The organism is Streptomyces sp. NPDC093984 (genome assembly GCF_044764595.1).
Classification (GTDB): Bacteria; Actinomycetota; Actinomycetes; order Streptomycetales; family Streptomycetaceae; genus Streptomyces; species Streptomyces cynarae.
This window is the reverse complement of record NZ_JBIWIM010000001.1, coordinates 543,506-562,604: the sequence shown is the minus strand read 5'-3', so window position 1 is coordinate 562,604 and position 19,099 is coordinate 543,506. Positions and strand designations below refer to the sequence as shown.

Sequence of the window (19,099 nt, the reverse complement as noted above, 5' to 3'; positions counted from 1 at the left end):
CTGCGGGCGGTTCAGGACCCCTCCAGGCGGCGCCGGTCCTCCTCGTCCCACTTCCGGGTGTCCCGAGGCCGGGCGTACGGCTCCGCCTCGGGCGGGTAGCCGCCGGCGACGGCCCGCTGCCGTGCGACCTCCGCGTCGAACTCCAGGCCCAGCAAGATCGCCAGATTGGTGATCCACAACCAGATCAGGAAGACGATCACGCCCGCCATCGTGCCGTAGGTCTTGTTGTAGGAGGCGAAGTTGGCCACGTAGAACGCGAACCCCGCCGAGGCGATCATCCAGATCACCAGGGCCAGGAAGCTCCCCGGGGTGAGCCACCGCCACCCGGTCACCCTCGCGTTCGGGCTCGCCCAGTACAGGATGGCGATCATCAGGGTGACCAGGAGGACCAGCACCGGCCACTTGGCGATCGACCACGCCGTCAGCGCGGTGCCACCGAGGCCGACCGCGGCCCCCGCCTGGCGGGCCACACCACCGGTGAACACCACGATCAGGGCGCTGACCACGGCCAGCACCAGCAGCACCACCGTCACCCCCACTCGCACCGGGAGGACCTTCCACGCCGGGCGGCCCTCGGGCACGTCGTAGACGGCGTTCGCCGCACGGATGAAGGCGGCCACGTAGCCGGACGCCGACCACACCGCCAGCACCACACCGACGAGCGCCATCACCGAGCCGGTGCCGGTATTGCCCTGCAGTTGCTGCACCGCCCGTGTGAGGATGTCGCGCGCCGAGCCGGGGGCGAACTGTCTGACATTGGCCAGCACCTGGTTGGTGGTCGACTTGCCGGTCAGGCCCAGCATCGACACCAGCACCAGCAGCGCCGGGAACAGTGCGAGCACCCCGTAATAGGTCAAGGCCGCCGCCCGGTCGGTCAGCTCGTCGTTCTTGAACTCCCGCAGCGAGCCCTTGAGCACCGCGCCCCACGACCGCCTGGGCAGCTTCGTCGGCGCGTCCGGCGCCCGCCGATCGACGTCGGGCCCCGGCCCGAACCGCTTTTCGCCATGATCGACATGACCCCTGTGTCGCAACTTCGATAGCCGAGCCATACCGGCCGGGTATCCCGAGCCCGCGGATTCACCCGTGCACGCGGTTTCGATCGGCACTTTTCGTCCTCGCGAAGCCGGCGATCGCCGGGGGCTGGCCCCGCTTTCTATTCCCCGTGTTTCCGGTGATGTGTTTCACGCGCTAGTTAATTGTTCAACAATGAAGAGCTGCGTAGCTTGGGTGAAGCCGAAACCCGGCACATTCCATCGTTCGCAGTCGCAGACCAGCGGACTGTGCAAGGAGAGAAGACCATGGGAAAGCTCATGCGGCGTATCGGGACCGGAGGTGTTTCCGCGATATTCGTCGGAGGCGCTCTCCTCGCCGTCGGCGGACCGGCTGCCGCGGCCACGGCCACGGCCCAGGTGGACGGCCACTCCACCGTCAGGACAGTTGCCGTTCAGGATCCGAAGGCAGATCCGAAGGCCGTCGCCGTCCACGGCGGATCCGGAGACCCGAGCGAGGGCCACCGTCATGTCGGCGAGCGCCGGACGGACGGTCGTCCGCTTGACCCGTGGATCGCGGACCAGCTGGCTGTGCCCGACTCGTGGATCATGGATCAGCTGGCGCTGTTCGCGCCTTCCGTCGCCGTCACGGCGACGCCCTGACGAATCCCGCACTCGGTGGTCGGCCGCGGATTCAGGAACCGGTGGCGGCGAATCCGTCTCGAGCGTGGTCGACGACGGGGCGGTAGGCGTCCCACTTCGCGTCCGGGGCCGAGAGGTAGATGTCGTACTCCCGTCCGCGTTCACGGCCGTAACCCAGATCGACGGCGCGGAAAGCGCGGACGCGGCCTTTGAAGGTGAACTCCCACACGGCCGCAGGCTCCCCGCGGAACGTCGTCTGCTGCATACGCAGCCTCCGGTACGTCGGATGGTTGGCCTTCGTGTTCCTCTCGATGTCCAGGAAGTGTGCTTCGGGGTTCGCCCCCGCGGGGTCCACCGTGCCGATCGTGATGCCGGCCAGACCCGTCGGGCGGTGTAGTAGACCTCGTCACCGGTGCGTGGGCCGGCCCTCCAGCCGTCCGGGACGGGGAGCGAGACGCCGAGCTGTTCGTCCCTGGCCTGGTGGTAGCCGGCGGGCACGGGCGATGGGGCATCGGTCGCAGTGGCGGCGCGGCGGGTCTTCCGGGTGTCGGGCGCGTGCCCGGCGTGCTGCGAGGTCGCGTAGAGCGTGGCCGCCCCCACCGACGCCACGGCCACCGCCACGGACACGAGAACTCTGCCCGTCCGGCCCCCGGACCGCTTACGACTGTCGGCCCGAGTGGAGGCCGCCCCGGCGGAGGCTGACCCGGCGGAGGCCATCCCGGCCTCCGGGTCCGCGTCCTGCTCGTGGCCGCCGGATGAGGTGGCGACGGCAGCCGTCCTCCCCGCGTGCCTCTCCCGCTCGGCTCCTTCCGGGCGCGGGCATTCCCACTGTTGACGCGTACACGTACGCCTACTGGTGGACGCGTGTAGACTCCGGCACACTCCTTCTGCGCCACCTGCACACCGTCGTCGGCATCAGCAGGAGGAATCCGAATGAGCAGTCCCGCCGCCCAGCTCCGCCTTCGGCCGCAACCGCGCGCCCGGATCGTGGCCGGCATCCTGGCCCTCGTCCTGACGGTGCTCTTCGCGCCCGGAGTGGGCCTGGCCTCGTCGGACAACGCGTACGCCGTCACCAAGCTGACCCAGGCCCAGGCGGAGAGCATGTTCCGCAGCGCCGGCATCACCTGGTCCTCTTCCGGCAACTGCACGAACCGCAACAACTCCACCTGTACGTCGTTCGAGCAGCTCAACCTCGCCACCGCTCAGGGCGCCGTCACTCTGAAGAAGGCCAGCGGCTGCGCGCTCAACATCACCGGCGGCACCGAGACCGGCCACGCCAGCGGCACGTACTCGCACTGGAACGGCTACAAGCTCGACTACAGCAAGTACACCTGCATCGGCAACTACATCAAGACCTACTTCAGCTATTCCGGCCTGCGCGGCGACGGTTACCCGATGTGGACGTCCGGTTCCGGCAACGTCTACACCGACGAGGGCAGCCACTGGGACGTCCTCTACTACAACTGCGGCGGCTGCTGACCGGCCCGTCACCCAGGCAGGCCCCCGGGCAGGCCACTGCGACCCGCCGCGTGCCATCCAGCACGTGGCGGGTCGCCTTCTGGCCCCCCGCGTCGGCCGCGGCGAGGAAACTTCGCCGGGGCTGATCCGGGGGTGCAGCCGCGGGCGCCCGGGTTCAAGCGCCGGTCCGGCCCGCTGTGACGCCGCTCGGCAGCCGTGCCGCCGATGGCGCGGACGTCGCCGCAGGTTCCGTCGCGGGGACGGCCTGTTCAATGTGGCGGCCGGTGAGATCGCCGACACGACGGCTCCGGAGACGAGTTCAGGGCCGGAGGGCGTGGCAGCGCAGTACGTCGAGATCAGCGGTCCGGACGACGGACCAGTCGGCGGTGAGCGTTTGGCCTCGGCGGCGGTGATCCCGAGGTGCTTGAGCGGATCGCCGTCCTCACGGCGGCCGACGAGTTCTGTGACGGCCCGGCAGGTCCCGACCGGTGCCAGGACCTGCCGTACACGGTCGAGGAAGGCCGGCTTGTCGTCCATCCACCGGTAGACCAGGCGGCAGGTGACGACCGCGCCACAGGGCGCCGACGTGTGGGGGAGCGGATTTCCCGGCGGATCGGTGGCGTCTGAGCCCCGCGTGGGGGCGTCCTGAAGTCAGGACAGCGGCCGTTGTGCCAGAGTGTCGACACGCGGACTGTGCGACGGCGGTTTGCCGCGACCGCCTTGTTGGGCACGGTGGCGGGTAGAGGCTGATTCCGGGCGTGGCATCGCGGTAGCGGCGGGGACATGACGTCAACAGCCCCGACGGGAGGGGGAGGTGTCTCGCATCTGCCGGATGGTCTGCGACGGTGACCTGGAGCAAACTACCGCAGGTCTGCCCGACGTGGTGGGCGTGTGACCGGCCGGGCGGCGCCCGCGGTGCTGCCCCGGTCGCTGCGCGCGTGGCTGGGGCCGATCGCGGCCCTCGCCGCACTGGTGGTCGGTGTGCTCGGGGTCCTGTACGCCGGCCACAGCGAGCCCGGCAGGGTGGACAGGTGGTTCATCCAGCCGACGGCTGACAGTGTGCGGGGGCCCTGGAGACGTGTCGCTCTGGCCCTGGACTTCCTGGGGGAACCCGCCGGAGCGGCGATGCTGGTCGTGGCCATCGTGGCAGGCTGCCTGCTGCTTCGGCGTCCTCGCGCGGCGGTGCTCGTCGTTGCCGGCGCCGCAATGACCGTCGGGACGGCGACGCTGCTCAAGCACCTGGTGGGACGCACCATCCACGGCCCCGGCAACCTGTCCTATCCGAGTGGGCACACCGCCTTCTTCACCGCACTCGCCCTCGTCCTTGCGCTGCTCGCGACCGGCCGACTCGGCCTCGGCAGGACGGCCGGCACGTCATTCGTGCTCGCCGCGTCGCTGGTTGGCGGCGCCGCGATGGGATGGGCGGAGGTAGCCTTGGGCGCGCACTATCCGACCGACGTCCTCGGCGGCTGGTGCACCGCGCTGGCGGTGATTCCGGCGACCGCGTGGCTGGTCGATCGGATGGCCGACGCGATGGCTGACCGGAGGGTCGATCGGATGGCCGACGCCGCTCGCCGGGAGCGTCGCTGACGTCACGTCACGCCAAGCGGCGGAACACGGGCTTCACCGGTCGTCCGCCCAGCCAGGGGGTGGGGTCGGCGGCGTCCAGGGCCTTCCGGTACACCGCGCATGCCTGGGCCACCACGTCGACGGTGTGATCGATGTCGGCGTCGCTGAGCGCGCTGCTCACCACGAACGACGGGGCCAGCACCCCGCCCTCGAGGAGCCGGCGCAGGAACAAGGTGCGGTACTCCTGCGACGGCTGCGCGTTCTCGTCGAGGGTGCCGAAGACCAGGTTGCTGGCCCGGCCCCGGACGACGACTTGGTCGCCGACGCCCATGCTCGCCGCGGCGTCGCGGACACCGGCGGCCAGCTTCTCGCCGAGGGCGTGCAGTCGCGCGCTGATGCCCTCCTCGACGTAGATGGTCTGCACGGCCATCGCGGCTGCCAGGGAGTGCGTTTCCGCACCGTGCGTGGTGGACAGCAGGAACACCCGCTCGCCGGAGTGGTGCAGCCCGCCCCGCTCCATCAGATCGCGGCGCCCGGCCAGCGCGGAGACGGCGAACCCGTTGCCCAGCGCCTTGCCGAACGTGGACAGGTCGGGGACGACGCCGTACAGGCCCTGGGCGCCCGCCTCGGACCAGCGGAAGCCGGTGATCATCTCGTCGAAGATCAGGACGCAGCCGTGCCGGTCGGCCAGCTCGCGCAGGCCGGCGAGGTACCCGGGCGGCGGCTCGGTGTGCGAGGCGGGTTCGAGGATCAGGCAGGCGACCTCGCCCTCGTACCGGGTGAGCAACTCCTCCGTGGCGGCCAGGTCCCCGTACGGGAACGCCACGGTCAGCTCGGTGGTCGCCGCCGGAATGCCGGCGGACATCGGCGTGGTGCCGATGAACCAGTCGTCGACGGAGAAGAACGGATGGTCGGCGCAGACAGCCACCCGCGGGCGCCCGGTGACGGCGCGGGCCAGGCGCACCGCGGCGGTGGTGGCGTCGGAGCCGTTCTTCGCGAACTTCACCATCTCGGCCGTCGGCACCGTGGCCAGGAAGCGTTCAGCGGCCTCGACCTCCACGATGGACGGCCGGACGAAGTTGCTGCCGCGCTCGATCTCCCGCCGCACCGCCTCGACCACGCGTGGGTGGGCGTGGCCGAGGCTGACCGATCGCAGACCGGAGCCGTACTCGATGTAGCGGTTGCCGTCGACGTCCCAGACATGGGCACCGCGGCCGTGGCTGATGACCGGGGCCAGGTCTTCGGGGTACTGGTCGTCGCCCTTGGCGTAGGTGTGCGCTCCCCCGGGAATCATGGCGTGCAGCCGCTCGTTCGCCGTCCGTGACCGGGGCAGAACGAACTCCGCGGTCTCTTCGGTGTGTTCGGTGTGTTCGGTGGTCAACCGACTTCACCCTTCCTTGTGTTTCAGGACCTCGGCGAGGCTCGGCGCCTCCCGATCCCGCTGGGACATCGATGTGACCGGCAGCGGCCAGGGAATGGCGAGCTCCGGGTCGTCGAAGGCGATCGTCACGTCCTCGGACGGATCGTGCGGACGGTCGATCCGGTACGAGGTGTCGGCGGTCTCGGTGAGCGCCTGAAAGCCGTGCGCGCACCCCGCCGGGATGTACACCGTCTTCTGCGTCTCGCCGGACAGCTCGAAGAAGGCCCGGCCCAGATACGTCGGCGAGTCCGGCCGCAGGTCCACGACGACGTCGAAGATCTGCCCGTACGAGCAGCGCACCAGCTTGGCCTCTCCGGCGCCGGAGCGCAGGTGCAGTCCGCGCAGCACGCCACGGACCGAGCGGGACACGCTGTCCTGGACGAAGGCGTACGGGTCGAGGCCCACCGAGCGGACCACGTCGGCGTCGAAGGTGCGGCAGAAGAAGCCACGCTCGTCGGCGTACGGCGTCGGCTCGAACAGGTACGCCCCGGCGATCTCCGGGACTTCGGTCGCTTTCATGAAGCCTCCTGCCGGGCGTGGGCTCGGCGGTGGTCGGTTGCTGGGAACAGGACGGCTGTCAACGCCGCGAACTGGTCCTCAAGTTGGCGGGCGGCGGCCAGGTTCCGCTCGGCGAGGGTCTGCCGCAGCTCGGCCGATCGCTTCTCCAGCGCCCGGAACTGCTCCAGCAGCCGGTCGGCGTCGACCTCACGGCCCGGGTGGCAGTACTCGCCCAGGCCCATCCGGTCCATGAGCGCTTCGCTCTTCGTCGCATAGCAGAGTGCGAGCGTCGGCGTGCCGACCTTCAACGCGCTGATCAGGTTGTGGTAGCGGATCGCCACCACGGTGTCGGCAGCCGCCGTCTCCTTCATCAGGTCGGCCAGTGAGGCCACCTCGGCGGCCGTGACCAGCGGCGAGTCCACCGCTTCGAGGATCGCGTCGACCACCGGCGCGTCGACGCCGTCGCCGGTGAGCAACCGGACCGGCCTGCCGTCCTCGACCAGCGCGCGGACGAACCGGATCGTCCCGTCGAGGTAGCGCCGGTGGATCTCCTCGGCCCGGGCGCGGTCGTCGTTGCTGCCGTGGAAGTTCATGACGCCGACGCAGACCGTGCCCGTCGGGCCCGCGGGCGCGCTCGTCGGCGGCGTCGGCAGGGAGAACGCGAGGTCGGGGTAGACCTCGTCGCGCCTGGTGTCCACGCCCATCGCCCGCATCGCGTCGCGGGACGGGGCGTCCCGGTAGGACCGGTACGCGGCCAGCCGCGCAGACCAGCGCACCAGGGCCCGGGTCGGCCGGTTACCGATCGGGGCTGCGCCGACGCTGACCAGCGCGACCCGGGTGCGCAGCAGCCGGCCGCTCGCGCAGAGCAGGAACAGCGAGTACGGGAAGCCCCAGGGCCGCAGTGGCAGCGTGGCCTCCAGGACGCCCATGCCCGGCACGATCACCACGTCGTGCCGGCGCACCCAGGCGGCGGTGCGGAAGACGTCGACGAGTTTGCCCAGGCCCTTGCCCGCGATCGCCGCCGTCCGTGACGCGGTCCGGTACTCCCCGCGGTACCAGTGCAGCCGTGTCGCGGGGATCCCGAACCGGGCCGTGACGGCCTCGGGTCCGCCGCACAGGGCGTCCACGACCGCCTCCGGGTGCTCGGCGCGGAGGTATCCGAGGACGGCCTCGAGCGACCCGTCATTGCCGAGGTTGCCGGAGCCGAGCAGGCCGAACACCCCGACGCGTACCGGAGTTCCGTCCGCAGACGTCATGCCTGCCTCCCTTCACGGCCGGCGACGAGGGCGTCGACGGAGACGGTCAGCTTGGCCGGGTCGACCGGGGCGCGGTCCTCGACCCGCTCCCCGGCGCCCGGCCGGACCCGGCTGGTCATCCATGCGGCCAGGTGGCGGTAGCAGGCGCGCCGGTCGGCCGGGGACAACGGGGCCCGCCGGATCGCCGAGGTGAAGCCCCAGACGTACTCGGCCAGCAGCCGGGGCGTCGGGTGCAGCAGGCCCGCCCGGCGCGGGTCCAGGTTGACGCAGCGAGAGCGCTTGGACGGGTTCGCCCGCTCGGCGCGGGTGGGGTGGTCGCGGCGGAAGTAGAGGAGTTCCGGCACCTGGTGGAAGCGCCCGTGCAGGGCGATCTCGGCGACGAAGGTCCGGTCCGCGTGGTGGTAGCTGTCCATCGGCTTCACCCGGCGCAGCGCGTCGGCCCGGATCACCCCGTAGAAGTCGTCACCGCCGGGCTCGAACAGCATGCTGCGGAAGCGCTCCGGCGCGTGCGGTGAGCCGGTGGCGAGCGTGTACTCGTACGGAACCTTCACCTGCCCGTCGCCGTCGATGACCGCCTGGTCGGCGTGCGCGAGGATCACGTCCGGCCGCTCGTCCAGCGCCTCGACGCAGCGCCGCAGCAGATCGCGGGCGTACAGGTCGTCGTGCGAGGCCCACTTGAACAGCTCGCCGCGGCACTGGGTGAACACGTAGTTGTGGTTCGGCGTGGCGCCGACGTTCCGGGGCAGCCGGACGTACCGGATGCGCGAGTCCTGCGCGGCGTACTTGCGGCAGATGTCCTCGGTCCCGTCGGTCGAGGCGTTGTCGGAGATGACCAGCTCGAAGTCCTCGTAGGTCTGGCCGAGCAGGGCGTCGAGCGACTCGGCCAGGTACTCCTCGCCGTTGTACACGGGCAGGCCGATGCTCAGCCTGGGTCGGTCGGTCATGGCGTCCTCACTTCGGGGATGGAGTCTTGGCGGTGCTCGCGCAGGGCGGACCGCAGCTGCAGCCACCACACGGCCGAGCCGCTGACGGTCGCGGTGGCGACGCCCCAGGCCGAGCCGACCGTGCCGGCCACGGCCGCCCCGCCGAGGCCGCCGCCGACGTAGCAGGCGGAGGCGAACAGCTGGGAGCGCAGGCTGCGCCGGGCGGCGCCGAGCGCGCGCAGTCCGGCCGCCGCGCCGGTGCCGAGGCCGGCGCCCGCGACGCCGAGGGTGATCGGCACGATGAGCTGCGAGGCGGAGTGCCAGACGCTGCCGAGCACCAGATCGCCGAGCCGGTTCGGCAGCAGCAGCAGCGCCCCGCCCCAGAGCAGCGCGGCGGCGGCCTGCCCGCCGCCCAGCAGGAGGCAGAACGGGCCGAGGCGGTGCGGGGCCTGCCGCAGCACCCGTGCCGCCTCCGGGACGGTGACGAGCGACAGTCCCATCAGTACGGCCAGGAAGGGGCCCATCAGGAGTTCGGCACCGCGCACCGCACCCACCGCGCCGACCCCGACGATCGCGCCGAGCCCGTAGGCTCGCAGTTGGCTCGCGCCGCTGAGGCTGACGTTCTCGACCAGGTACCGGTAGCCGAGATCGCGCTGCTCGCGAAGCCACCCACGCGCCTCGCTCATCCGGGGCCGGATGCCGGACTGGAGGCAGCCGTACGCAGCGGCCACCGCGGCGGACGCGCCCCAGGCGAGCACGAAAGCGGCCACGGTGTCCACGCGGGCCGCCACCACCATGGCCGGGACGAGCGCCACGCCCCACACGACGTCGTTGACGAAGGCCTTGCGCCCGTTGCCTGCGGCGAAGAACGCGAACCGCCAGGCGTCCTGCAGCAGCAGCCCCGGCAGCATGACGCCCAGGCAGACGAACGCGGGCCCCAACCGGCCGCCGAGACCCAGTCCGATAACCAGACACGCCGCGCCGATGGCCGCGCCCACGCCGAGTGCGGTACCCGTCGACCGGGCCACCGCCCCGCGCCATGACGCGTCCGGCACGCCGCTGAAGCGCACCGTTAGAGGGTCGGTGGCCAGCCCGCGGGAGACGTTGAGCACCACGCCGTAGGTCACCCAGGCGAGGCTGAACACGCCGAACGCGGTCACCCCCAGCGAGCGGGCCACGTAGATGCCCACCGCGAAGTTGGACATGCTGGAGGCCGCCTGGTCGGCCAGGCCCCAGGACAGCCGGCCGACGAGGGCCCGCTTGGCGGACCCGGCCGCCGTCGTCGTCTGCTCCTTCTCGGTGGTCATCGGCGTCATGCCTTGATCAGCCCGGCGCCGTGCAGGGCGTCGGCAGCGACGGCGACGGTGTCGAACGGCAGCCCGGACCGCTCGGCGACGTCCAGCAGACTGTGCTCGCCGTCGGAGAGATTGAGCACCCAGAGCATGGCCATCTGGGCCTGCTTGGTGTCGCTGCGGCCGCCGAGCGCGTCGTACAACCCGCGTCGGCCCAGCTGTGGTTCGCCGTAGGGGCTGAGGTTGAGGTACCGCCGGTTGCGGTCCAGGACGGCGAACGCCTCGCGGCAGACCGCGAGGGTGTCCGCCATCGCCTGAGGGGAGACGAAGTCCAGGTTGTCCGCCGAGGTGTGGTACTCGGGATAGCCCGCGTACGGGGTCCTGGTGAGCGAGCCCACGCCGAGATCGAACCCGGGCGAGCAGAACTGCCGCTCGTCGTAGCCGTACGGAGTGAACTCGTTGACCTGGTGCGGGCGTTCGGAGGCGGCCAGCACGTGCCGCATCACCCGGTCGATCTCGGCGTCGCCGCGCCTGCTCTGCTTGTACGTCAATGAGCCCGGGTCGCCCGCGCAGGCCAGCACGAGCCCGTGCTTGACCCGTTCCACCCGCTCGGCGTTGCGGGCCAGCCAGGTGATCGCCCCGATGGTGCCGGGCGCGAAGATGAACCGGTAGGTGTAGTACGGCGTCTGCTCGGCCAGCGCCCGGGCCAGGAACGTCGCCACCGCCACGCCCGCCATGTTGTCGTTGGCCAGAGACGGGTGGCAGACGTGGCAGGAGACGATCACCTCGTCGGGGACCTGACCGGGGACCACGTGCTCGGCGTAGGTGAGGTGACCATCGGCGAGCGTGGAGTCGATGCGGACCTCATACTCGCCGTCCGGCATCGCGTCCAAGGTGTCCTGGGCCAGGCAGAAGCCCCACTCCGGCTTGTAGTAACTGGTGCGGTACGGCACCCAGGACGGGTGGTCCGGCAGGGTGTGCAGGTGCGTGCGCAGCTCGGATAGGGGCATGGTCCTCGACACCGGCACGCTGTAGCCGAGCACGTGCAGACTGGACGCGGCGAAGTCGACGACCCGGTTGCCCGCGGGGTCGGCGATGTACGCGTCCCGGATGTTCCACTCCTGCGGCACCGTCCAGTCGAGCACCTGCGTCCCGGTCGGCACCTCGTGCACCTGCAGCGGGATGTACTCGCCGACGATGTCCAGGGTGGCGCGCACCCCGTCGCCGGTGATGCTCCGGCACAGCGGGTACAGCCGCTCCACCAGCGCGTACATCTGGTCGCCGGCTGCCGTCATCGGCGGTTCGCCGGCCGTGGTCATCCGCGCCACCGCAGGGTGTCGTCGACGGCGCCGGCATCGGAGGCCGCCCGCAGCACGGCGAGGCGGGTGAAGCGCTGCTGGAAGTCCTCCTGGGTCAGCCCGTGTGCGCGGTAGGCGTCGGCGAGTTCGAGCGCGCCCCGCTTCACCGTCCACTCGCAGTCGAAGCCGGGGATCGCGGCGCGGAACCGGGAGAAGTCCACCCGGTACGAGCGCGGGTCGGCACCGGTCTCCCCGGTGATCACCACCTTGGAGCCGGGCACCGCCTCGGCGACCTGCTCGGCGATCTCGGCGACCGTGACGTTGTTGGTCTCGCTGCCGATGTTGAACGCCCGGTCGTGCACCGCTTCTCGCGGCGCGGTCAGCGCGGCCGTGAAGGCCCGTGCGATGTCGGCGGCGTGCACCAGCGGGCGCCAGGGGGTGCCGTCGGAGAGCACAAGGACCTCGCCGGACAGCAGCGCGTGGCCCACCAGGTTGTTCAGCACGATGTCGGCGCGCAGCCGGGGCGAGTAGCCGAAGGCGGTGGCGTTGCGCATGAACACCGGGGTGAAGTCGTCGTCGGCCAGGGCGTGCAGGTCGTCCTCCACCCGCACCTTGGACTCCGCGTACGGCGTCACCGGGCGCAGCGGGGCGTCCTCGCCCACCAGCTCGTCGCCGCCGGCGGCGCCGTACACCGAGCAGGTCGACGCGTACAGGAAGCGCCGCACGCCGGCGTCGCGGGCCAGCCGGGCAAGCCGTACGGACGCGTGGTGGTTGATGTCGTAGGTGAGCTCCGGCGCCAGCGATCCCAGGGGGTCGTTGGACAGGGCGGCCAGGTGGATCACGGCGTCCACCCCGGCCACGTGTTCGGCCGTGACGTCGCGCAGGTCCACCCGATGTCCCGGCGGGTCCGCGGGTGCCGGACCGAGGACACAGTCGGCGAACAGGCCGGAGTCGAGGCCGACGACCTCGTGTCCGGCGGCGGCGAGGACCGGGGCCATGACGGTTCCCAGGTATCCCTGGTGTCCGGTGAGCAGTACGCGCATAGTTCAACCCCCCAGGTTGAGCGTGAGTTTGGTGACGGCGAACGCCTCGGCGTATCGCTCGTGGCATTCGATGCCGCGGATCCTCGCAAGACCCAGGAAGGCCTCCCGGTCGTACCAGGGCCGGTGCCGCTGCGAGGGGTAGTGCTCCTGCAGCAGCCGTACCTTCTCTTCGGCGATCTCCGTCGACAGCGGCTGGTACGCCGCCATGCGGCCGAGATCGCCGTCCCACTTGACGATCTCGTAGCCGAGCACGAGGTGGTCGCGGAAGGCGGTGGGTATCAGCTGCGCCAGGCCGCGGTGGTCCTGGTGGGCGTCATCGGTGCGCGGGGCCAGGATCAGATCCGGGTCGGTCTGCTCACGCAGCTCCTCGACCGCGGCCTTGGCCTCCTCCCAGTGCACGGGCAGCCGGCCGTCCGGCAGCTTGTGCACGGTCAGCCGCAGGTCGGCGCCCGGGCAGAAGGCGGCGAGCGCGGCCTCCTCCTCCTGCTCCCGCTCGGTGCCGCCGCCGGAGAGCACCAGCGCGTCGACGCGGACACCCGGCCGCGCCTGGCACAGCGTCAGCAGTGTGCCGCCGGCGCCGATGGCGATGTCGTCGCAGTGCGCGCCCACCGCGACGATCCTCTCCGGGCGCCCGGCCCCGAGCCGGATCACGCGCTCACCCCCGCACTGTCCCGCTCCCACACGGCCCACGGGCGGTCGCCCCGGGCGTAGGCGGCGTCGAGCGCGGCCCGCTCCTTCACGGTGTCGGTCGGCTTCCAGAAGCCGCGGTGCTGGTGCGCCACCAGCCGGCCCCGCTTGGCCAGTTGCGCGCATCCGTCGGCGACCAGGTCCCCGTTCTCCGGGATGTGGTCGAAGACCTCCTGGCGGAGCACGAAGTAGCCGCCGTTCTCCCACAGCGGCAGTTCGCTCACCGCGGTGATGCCCCCCACCAGGCCGTCCTCGCCCAGCTCCACGCAGTGGAACGACGACTGCGGCGGCACCACCATCATCGACGCACCGGCGTCGCGCTGCGCGAACCGGTCGATCATCTCCGGCAGCGGGGCGTCGGTGAGCACGTCGGCGTAGTTGGCGAGGAACATCTCGTCGCCGTCCAGGTGGTGCCGTACCCGGCGCAGCCGCTCCCCGATCGGTGACTCGATGCCGGTCTGCGCGAACGTGATCGTCCAGTCCGAGATGTCGGTGGACAGCAGCTCGGTCCGCCCGCCCCGCAGCACGAAGTCGTTGGACGCCGTCTCCTCGTAGTTGAGGAAGAAGTCCTTGATGTGGTGGGCCCCGTACCCGAGGCACAGGATGAACTCCGTGTGCCCGAAGTGCGCGTAGTAGCGCATGACGTGCCAGATCAGCGGCCTGGGGCCGACCATCGCCATCGGCTTGGGCACGTCGTCGGAGGTTCCGTTGCGCATCCGCATCCCGTAACCGCCGCAGAACAGAACGACCTTCATGCTGTGACCTTTCGGGACGCGACCTCGACAACGCTCAGTTCCGGGATGGGAAAGACCAGCCGGCCGCCCCAGTCGTGCACGAAGGACAGCTGCTCGACCAGCTCGGCCCGCAGGTTCCACGGGAGGACGAGCACGTAGTCCGGCTTGTCGGCGGCTATCTGCTCGGGCGGCAGGATCGGGATGCGGGTGCCGGGGGTGAACCTGCCGTGCTTGTAGGGGTTGCGGTCGACCGTGTACGGGAGCAGGTCGGGCCGGATGCCGCAGTGGTTGAGCAGGGTGTTGCCCTTGCCCGGGGCGCCGTAGCCGACGACCGTCTCGCCGCGCTCGGCCGCCCCGATGAGGAACTTGAGGAGGTCCCGGCGCACCTTGGCCACGCGGGCGGAGAACTCGGTGTACCCGGACAGCTCCTGCAGCCCGGCGGCCTTCTCCCGGGCCAGCACGTCGGCCACCCGCTGGGTCGGCTCGCCCGCCACCTCGGCCGGCCGGGCCCACAGCCGGATGGAGCCGCCGTGCGTGGGCAGCAACTCGACGTCCACGAGCGTCAGTCCGCCGCTCGCAAGCGCCCGGATCGCGGACGCGACCGTGTAGTACTGGAAGTGCTCGTGGTAGATCGTGTCGTACTGGTTCTCCTCGATCAGGGTCAGCAGGTGCTGCACCTCGATGGAGACCCAGCCGTCGTCGGCCACCAGGGCACGCAGCCCCTGCGTGAACCCGACCACGTCGGGGATGTGCGCGTACACGTTGTTGGCCACGACCAGGTTCGCCGGGCCGTGCTCGGCGCGGACGGCCGAGCCGGTGTCCGGGCTCAGGAACTCCGTGAGCGTGGGCACACCCGCCTCCCGCGCCGCGGCGCCGACGTTCACCGACGGCTCGATGCCCAGGCAGCGGATCCCCCGGTCCACCACGTGCCTGAGCAGGTACCCGTCGTTGCTCGCGACCTCGACCACGAAGGCGTCGGGGCCGAGCCCCACCCGCTGTACGGCCTCGGCGACGAACGTGCGCGCGTGCTCCACCCAGGAGGTCGAGTACGAGGAGAAGTACGCGTACTCCTTGAACGTCTCCTCCGGCGTGATCAGCGGCGGAATCTGCGCCAGCCAGCAGTCCGTGCAGACCCGCAGGTGCAGCGGGTACGCCGGTTCCGGCTGGTCCAGTTGGTCCGCGGCGAGAAAGCTCTCACATGGTGGCGTCGCCCCAAGGTCGACGACGCTCGCCATCGCTTCCGAGCCGCAGAGTCGGCATCGAGTCATCTACTGTCCCCATCCCCCCTGCTCGCGCGGGTGTCCCCACCGCGAGCCAGTGCTGACCGACCCGCGATCGCGGTCCGGTACTCCTCCACCAGGCGCTCGAGGCCGACGGCCGGGCTGAAACCCTGCTCGTAACGGCGCCGGGCCGCCTGGCCCATCTCCCGGCCCAGGTCCGGCTCGGCCGCGATCCGGCGTATGCAGGACGCGAGCGAGGCGGACTCGCCCGGCCGGTGCAGCAGCCCGGTGACCCCGTCCTCGACGAGTTCGACGAAGGCGCCGTGACCGGCGGCGACGGTCGGGACCCCGGCCGCCATCGCCTCCACGACCACCAGGCCGAACGCCTCCAGCCACGTCGAGGGAGCCACCACGGCGACCGACCGCGCGATGGCCTTCTGGCACTGAGCCGGGTCCAACAGGCCGACGTAGCGCACGTCGTCGCGGCCCGCCGCCCAGGCGGTCACCTCCGGCTCCAGTGGACCCGCGCCGGCGATCACGAGCGGTACGCCCACACCGCCGCTCGCCGCGACCTCGTCCCACGCGGCCATCAGCAGCCGTACGCCCTTGGCCTCCGCGAGCCGGCCCAGATAGAGCAGATGCTCTCCGGCGCCCGTTCGGCGCGCGTCCGGGTCGGGCACGAAGTTGTGCTTCACCGCCAGCCGCTCGGCCGGCATTCCGGCCCGTACCAGGACGTCGCGCTGCGCCGCGGAGATGCAGAAGAACCGCTCCACGCCGGACCACCATCGCCGCCGGTTGACCGACATGCTGACCGCGAGCGGCACCGTCGCAAGGCGGGAGTTCCGGTAGCAGCCGTGCCGGACGGCGGGCAGCGGCGCCGCCGACCCGACGCACTCCGTGCACGGCCGGCCGTCCCGCTGCAGCGTGCCGGGCGGGCAGACCTGGGTGTAGTTGTGCAGCGTGGCGACGGCGGGCACGCCCGCGTCGGCGCAGGCGGCGAGCACCGCGGGCGACAGGAGCGGGAAGACGTTGTGGACGTGGACCACGTCCGGCCGATCGGTGCGCAGCCGGGCGGCGAACTCCGCGCGGACCGCCGGGTTCCACGGCACAAGGAGCGGCACCGCGACTTTGCCGAGCAGGGACCGGGCGGCGATGTCGTCGCTGCGCCGCTCGAACACCTCGACCCGGTGGCCGGCCGCGCGCAGCAACTCCACCTCCTGGTCGACGACCTTGTTCTCCCCGCTCGGCTGCGCCGAGGCGTAGCGGTTGTGCACCACGAGGACGTGCATGCTCAGGTCACCTCCGATCTTCGGGCCCGTCGCGGGATGCGTTGTCGAGGGACGTCGGGCGTCGCGAGGGGCGTGGCCGCGGCAGGTGTCGCCAGGAGCGAGGCGGCCAGGGCCAGATGCAGCAGATAGGGCGAGGCGTCGCCAAGACCGGCCTCGGTGTACGACGCGAGCACGCAGTAGCTGATCAGAAAGATCGCGCAGGCCCTCTGCAGCGACGGGGGCCGCAGCAACGTGACGCCGCCCAGCACGATGAGGAACGCCGCGACAAGGGTGACGCCGACCAGGCCCTGCTCGTTGTAGACGGCCAGCCAGCTGTTGTCGATCGGCAGCCCGCCGAACGACTTGTCGCCCAGGCCCACGCCGAACAACTGCTCCCCGGTCGTCCGGGGCGCCGCCAGCAGGGCGTCCCAGACCTTGGCCCGACCGGTGAGGCTGGAGAAGTTCTCCTTGCTCTGTCCGCGCAGGAACCACGCCTGGAGCACGGAGGCGAACCCCACCGCGGCCACCGTGGCGCACACCACCGCCCAGGTGAAGAAGCGGCGGGCCGCGGTGCTGGTGAGCAGGAGCGAGCCGATCGCCAACGCCAGTCCGACCAGCAGACCGAGCGTGGCCGTCCGGGTATGGGTCAGCCCGAGCAGGACGAGTGACGGCACGATGACCACCGCCGCGCTGGTCCTGTCGGTCCTGCCGCCCAGGAGGAGCAGCACGGTGAGCCCGATGATCACCGCGGCGTACTGTCCGATCTGCGGCGGGGTGAGCGGCCACAACGCGCCGACGAGGCGTCCGCCGTAGAGGTCGGGCAGGGCCGCGCCCGGTGAGACGACCAGGCCGGCGGCCACCGACCCGAGCACTGCGAAGTACATCCGGATGTGGTGCCGGACGAACGTCAGGTCGCCGTCCCACCAGCGGCTGAGCAGCCACAGCGTGCCGACGAAGAGAGCCAGCCGGAAGCACCGGAACAGCGCGCCGAACCCGGACTCCAGGTGCGCGCTGGAGATCACGCTCGTCGCCAGGAGGAGGGTGAGCAGGAAGACGTAGGCACTGGGTCGGATGCGCAGCCGGAGATTGACCAGGAGCGCGAGCGCGAACGCGGCGACCAGCGCGCCCATGGTGACCATCTGGATGAGGGAGCGGGGGAGCGGGACGATGGTCTTCGCCCCGGCGGAGCCGAGGGTGTTGAGGATCAGCAGCCCCCAGACTGTCCCGATGATCTTCGGTGTGCGGTCCGCGCCCATCTCAGCCACCGTCCCCTGCGCGGAAGGCGCTGCCCGCGTCCTGCCGGTACGGCGTGCCCCGCCACTGCCCGAGGTCGAGCACCCGGCTCGGGTCGTAGGCGACGAACTTCCATGGGCCGACGTAGACGTTGTCGTGCCAGCGGTTGTGCTGCTTGGTGGTGATCGCCTCGGCCACCCGCTCGCCCTTGTACGGCGACCAGTCGGGGTAGGTGCCGTAGTTGGACAGCACCGCCATGCGGTCGCACTTCTCCGTGCACTTGATGACGGACTTGTCGAGCACGAAGCGGTTGTCGTGGATGTCCACGCGCTGGGTCTTCCACCGGCAGTCGGAGTAGAGCGGTGCCTTGTCGATCGCCGGCTGGACGCAGCGCTTGGTGTCCTTCACCAGCAACGTGCAGTCACCGGACGAGGTGTTGGCCGGGCTGTTGCAGAACCGGTCGGCGTTCTCCCACAGGGTGATCCCGGACCAGTTGTTCTCCAGCACGTTCCGGTAGATCTCGATCTCGCCGGTGCGGGCCTTGATCCGTGGTTCGCCGCCGGACTCGGACAGGTAGACGGTCGCGAACGGGAAGCTGTCGCCGCGGTCGGCCGCCTCACGGCCCTCGACCCAGTTGTTCCGCCGGATCGTGTTGTTCCGGATGACCGCGTTGTAGCTGATCTCGTAGATCAGCGCGGCACCGTCGTTGGCCTCGATCACGTTGTTCTCGATGAGGAAGTCGTTGTTGTTGGTGTCCGCCCACAACCCCGTTCCGCGGTTGTCGTGCACCCAGTTGCCACGTACGTCGGCGCGGTTGACTGCCCAGAACTTGATGCCTCCGGTGCAGCCGCAGCCCGGCTGCCGCCGTTCCCAGTCGCCGGTGTTGTTGCCCTCGATCTCGTTTCCCTCGACCACCAGGTCCGTGACAGGGCCGCCGGCCCTGTACGCGTTCATTCCGTACTGGCCGTTGTCACGCAGGCAGTTGGCGCGAACCTGCTGGCGGGCACCGGCCATCAGCCCGGCGCCGGAGTTGTTCTGGATCGTCGTGTGCTCGATCACCCAACCGTCGGCCGAGTCGTGGTTGACCACGCCCTCGTTCTGCGGGGCGACGAATCCCTGCACGGTCAGGTAGCCGATGGTGACGTCGCGGGCGGTACCGGCGAACGCGTACTGGTTCTTCTTCCGGCCGTCGAGCACCGCGCCCGGCGCGCCGAGGTAGCGGTCCCCCTCCTTGGGGATGACCTGGGCGTAGCGGTCCGGGTCGAGCATGTGCTTGCCCGGTCGAAGCCAGAACGTGGTGTGCGGGGGACTGCTCTTGGTCTTCGCCGCCAGGTCGCCGACCACTGCGGGGTCGACCGTCACCGCGCCCGCCGGCGCCTTGGCCGGCCCGGCCGCGGGATTGGCACACACCCGGGCCAGGGATGTGGACCGCGCCCCGGACGTGGTGGGCACGGCGGTCGGCTTCGCACGCGCGTGCGGCGTACTGTCACAGCCGGTCGCCAGCAGCAGGGCCAGCGCCAGCGGTGCCACCGCCGGAGCCCAGGGCCGCGTCTTGATCCCCACGCGCCC

General features: G+C 71.0%; 18 protein-coding genes. 3 read left to right on the top strand and 15 right to left on the bottom strand.

Translation table 11 applies throughout. The features are described 5' to 3' along the window. Positions 1–11 precede the first annotated feature (11 nt). Positions 12–1,049, bottom strand: coding sequence for a YihY/virulence factor BrkB family protein (locus ACIRC0_RS02630; RefSeq protein WP_403610235.1), 1,038 nt, complete (start codon positions 1,047–1,049; stop codon positions 12–14). 147 nt (positions 1,050–1,196) lie between these two features. Between ACIRC0_RS02630 and ACIRC0_RS02625 the strand changes: the two genes are divergently transcribed. Beyond that, on the top strand, positions 1,197–1,652 hold the full coding sequence (locus ACIRC0_RS02625) for a hypothetical protein (RefSeq protein ID WP_403610232.1): 456 nt from the start codon (positions 1,197–1,199) through the stop codon (positions 1,650–1,652). Positions 1,653–1,683: 31 nt separating this feature from the next. Here the strand turns inward: ACIRC0_RS02625 and ACIRC0_RS02620 are convergent, their stop codons facing one another. Continuing rightward, positions 1,684–1,986, bottom strand: coding sequence for a hypothetical protein (locus ACIRC0_RS02620; RefSeq protein WP_403610229.1), 303 nt, complete (start codon positions 1,984–1,986; stop codon positions 1,684–1,686). Positions 1,987–2,564: 578 nt separating this feature from the next. Here ACIRC0_RS02620 and ACIRC0_RS02615 point away from each other — a divergent pair. Next, positions 2,565–3,110 (top strand): hypothetical protein, encoded by a 546-nt coding sequence (locus tag ACIRC0_RS02615; protein WP_403610226.1) that lies wholly within the window; start codon positions 2,565–2,567, stop codon positions 3,108–3,110. Positions 3,111–3,980: 870 nt separating this feature from the next. Continuing rightward, positions 3,981–4,679: a phosphatase PAP2 family protein gene (locus ACIRC0_RS02610; RefSeq protein WP_403610223.1), complete on the top strand. Its 699-nt coding sequence runs from the start codon at positions 3,981–3,983 to the stop codon at positions 4,677–4,679. 7 nt (positions 4,680–4,686) lie between these two features. On the opposite strand, the gene ACIRC0_RS02605 is transcribed toward ACIRC0_RS02610, so the two are convergent. Genes ACIRC0_RS02605 through ACIRC0_RS02545 form a run of 13 tightly spaced genes read right to left on the bottom strand, consistent with a single transcriptional unit; the run spans position 4,687 to position 19,093 of the window. Then, positions 4,687–6,039 (bottom strand): glutamate-1-semialdehyde 2,1-aminomutase, encoded by a 1,353-nt coding sequence (locus ACIRC0_RS02605; protein WP_403610220.1) that lies wholly within the window; start codon positions 6,037–6,039, stop codon positions 4,687–4,689. A gap of 6 nt (positions 6,040–6,045) precedes the next feature. Next, positions 6,046–6,597 (bottom strand): dTDP-4-dehydrorhamnose 3,5-epimerase, encoded by a 552-nt coding sequence (gene rfbC, locus ACIRC0_RS02600; RefSeq protein ID WP_403610218.1) that lies wholly within the window; start codon positions 6,595–6,597, stop codon positions 6,046–6,048. Beyond that, complete coding sequence (locus ACIRC0_RS02595) at positions 6,594–7,832, bottom strand: polysaccharide pyruvyl transferase family protein (RefSeq protein ID WP_403610215.1); 1,239 nt, start codon at positions 7,830–7,832, stop codon at positions 6,594–6,596. The genes rfbC and ACIRC0_RS02595 overlap by 4 nt, the downstream gene beginning before the upstream one ends. Beyond that, complete coding sequence (locus ACIRC0_RS02590; RefSeq protein ID WP_403610213.1) at positions 7,829–8,776, bottom strand: glycosyltransferase family 2 protein; 948 nt, start codon at positions 8,774–8,776, stop codon at positions 7,829–7,831. Before ACIRC0_RS02590 ends, ACIRC0_RS02595 begins: the two co-directional genes overlap by 4 nt. Next, on the bottom strand, positions 8,773–10,071 hold the full coding sequence (locus ACIRC0_RS02585) for a hypothetical protein (RefSeq protein ID WP_403610211.1): 1,299 nt from the start codon (positions 10,069–10,071) through the stop codon (positions 8,773–8,775). Before ACIRC0_RS02585 ends, ACIRC0_RS02590 begins: the two co-directional genes overlap by 4 nt. Beyond that, a complete protein-coding gene (locus ACIRC0_RS02580) occupies positions 10,068–11,342 on the bottom strand; it encodes a DUF4910 domain-containing protein (protein ID WP_403612655.1) in 1,275 nt (424 codons plus the stop codon). The genes ACIRC0_RS02585 and ACIRC0_RS02580 overlap by 4 nt, the downstream gene beginning before the upstream one ends. A 20-nt stretch (positions 11,343–11,362) precedes the next feature. Further along, a complete protein-coding gene (locus ACIRC0_RS02575; RefSeq protein ID WP_403610208.1) occupies positions 11,363–12,388 on the bottom strand; it encodes an NAD-dependent epimerase/dehydratase family protein in 1,026 nt (341 codons plus the stop codon). Between the two features lie 3 nt (positions 12,389–12,391). Further along, positions 12,392–13,039, bottom strand: coding sequence for a PIG-L deacetylase family protein (locus tag ACIRC0_RS02570; RefSeq protein ID WP_403610206.1), 648 nt, complete (start codon positions 13,037–13,039; stop codon positions 12,392–12,394). Further along, entirely contained in the window at positions 13,036–13,830 is a 795-nt protein-coding gene (locus ACIRC0_RS02565; protein ID WP_403610203.1) for a sugar phosphate nucleotidyltransferase, read from the bottom strand. The genes ACIRC0_RS02570 and ACIRC0_RS02565 overlap by 4 nt, the downstream gene beginning before the upstream one ends. Continuing rightward, entirely contained in the window at positions 13,827–15,077 is a 1,251-nt protein-coding gene (locus ACIRC0_RS02560; protein WP_403610200.1) for a methyltransferase domain-containing protein, read from the bottom strand. Before ACIRC0_RS02560 ends, ACIRC0_RS02565 begins: the two co-directional genes overlap by 4 nt. Beyond that, a complete protein-coding gene (locus ACIRC0_RS02555; RefSeq protein WP_403610198.1) occupies positions 15,074–16,318 on the bottom strand; it encodes a glycosyltransferase in 1,245 nt (414 codons plus the stop codon). Before ACIRC0_RS02555 ends, ACIRC0_RS02560 begins: the two co-directional genes overlap by 4 nt. A gap of 2 nt (positions 16,319–16,320) precedes the next feature. Further along, a complete protein-coding gene (locus tag ACIRC0_RS02550) occupies positions 16,321–17,553 on the bottom strand; it encodes an O-antigen ligase domain-containing protein (RefSeq protein WP_403610196.1) in 1,233 nt (410 codons plus the stop codon). 1 nt (position 17,554) lies between these two features. Continuing rightward, complete coding sequence (locus tag ACIRC0_RS02545) at positions 17,555–19,093, bottom strand: right-handed parallel beta-helix repeat-containing protein (RefSeq protein ID WP_403610193.1); 1,539 nt, start codon at positions 19,091–19,093, stop codon at positions 17,555–17,557. Between the last annotated feature and the right edge of the window lie 6 nt (positions 19,094–19,099).

Coding starts and splice junctions, on each gene's coding strand:
- ACIRC0_RS02630 (WP_403610235.1), bottom strand. CDS start 1,049: ATGGCTCGGCTATCGAAGTTGCGACACAGGGGTCATGTCGATCATGGC.
- ACIRC0_RS02615 (WP_403610226.1), top strand. CDS start 2,565: ATGAGCAGTCCCGCCGCCCAGCTCCGCCTTCGGCCGCAACCGCGCGCC.
- rfbC (WP_403610218.1), bottom strand. CDS start 6,597: ATGAAAGCGACCGAAGTCCCGGAGATCGCCGGGGCGTACCTGTTCGAG.
- ACIRC0_RS02595 (WP_403610215.1), bottom strand. CDS start 7,832: ATGACGTCTGCGGACGGAACTCCGGTACGCGTCGGGGTGTTCGGCCTG.
- ACIRC0_RS02590 (WP_403610213.1), bottom strand. CDS start 8,776: ATGACCGACCGACCCAGGCTGAGCATCGGCCTGCCCGTGTACAACGGC.
- ACIRC0_RS02585 (WP_403610211.1), bottom strand. CDS start 10,071: ATGACGCCGATGACCACCGAGAAGGAGCAGACGACGACGGCGGCCGGG.
- ACIRC0_RS02580 (WP_403612655.1), bottom strand. CDS start 11,342: ATGACGGCAGCCGGCGACCAGATGTACGCGCTGGTGGAGCGGCTGTAC.
- ACIRC0_RS02575 (WP_403610208.1), bottom strand. CDS start 12,388: ATGCGCGTACTGCTCACCGGACACCAGGGATACCTGGGAACCGTCATG.
- ACIRC0_RS02565 (WP_403610203.1), bottom strand. CDS start 13,830: ATGAAGGTCGTTCTGTTCTGCGGCGGTTACGGGATGCGGATGCGCAAC.
- ACIRC0_RS02560 (WP_403610200.1), bottom strand. CDS start 15,077: ATGACTCGATGCCGACTCTGCGGCTCGGAAGCGATGGCGAGCGTCGTC.
- ACIRC0_RS02555 (WP_403610198.1), bottom strand. CDS start 16,318: ATGCACGTCCTCGTGGTGCACAACCGCTACGCCTCGGCGCAGCCGAGC.
- ACIRC0_RS02550 (WP_403610196.1), bottom strand. CDS start 17,553: ATGGGCGCGGACCGCACACCGAAGATCATCGGGACAGTCTGGGGGCTG.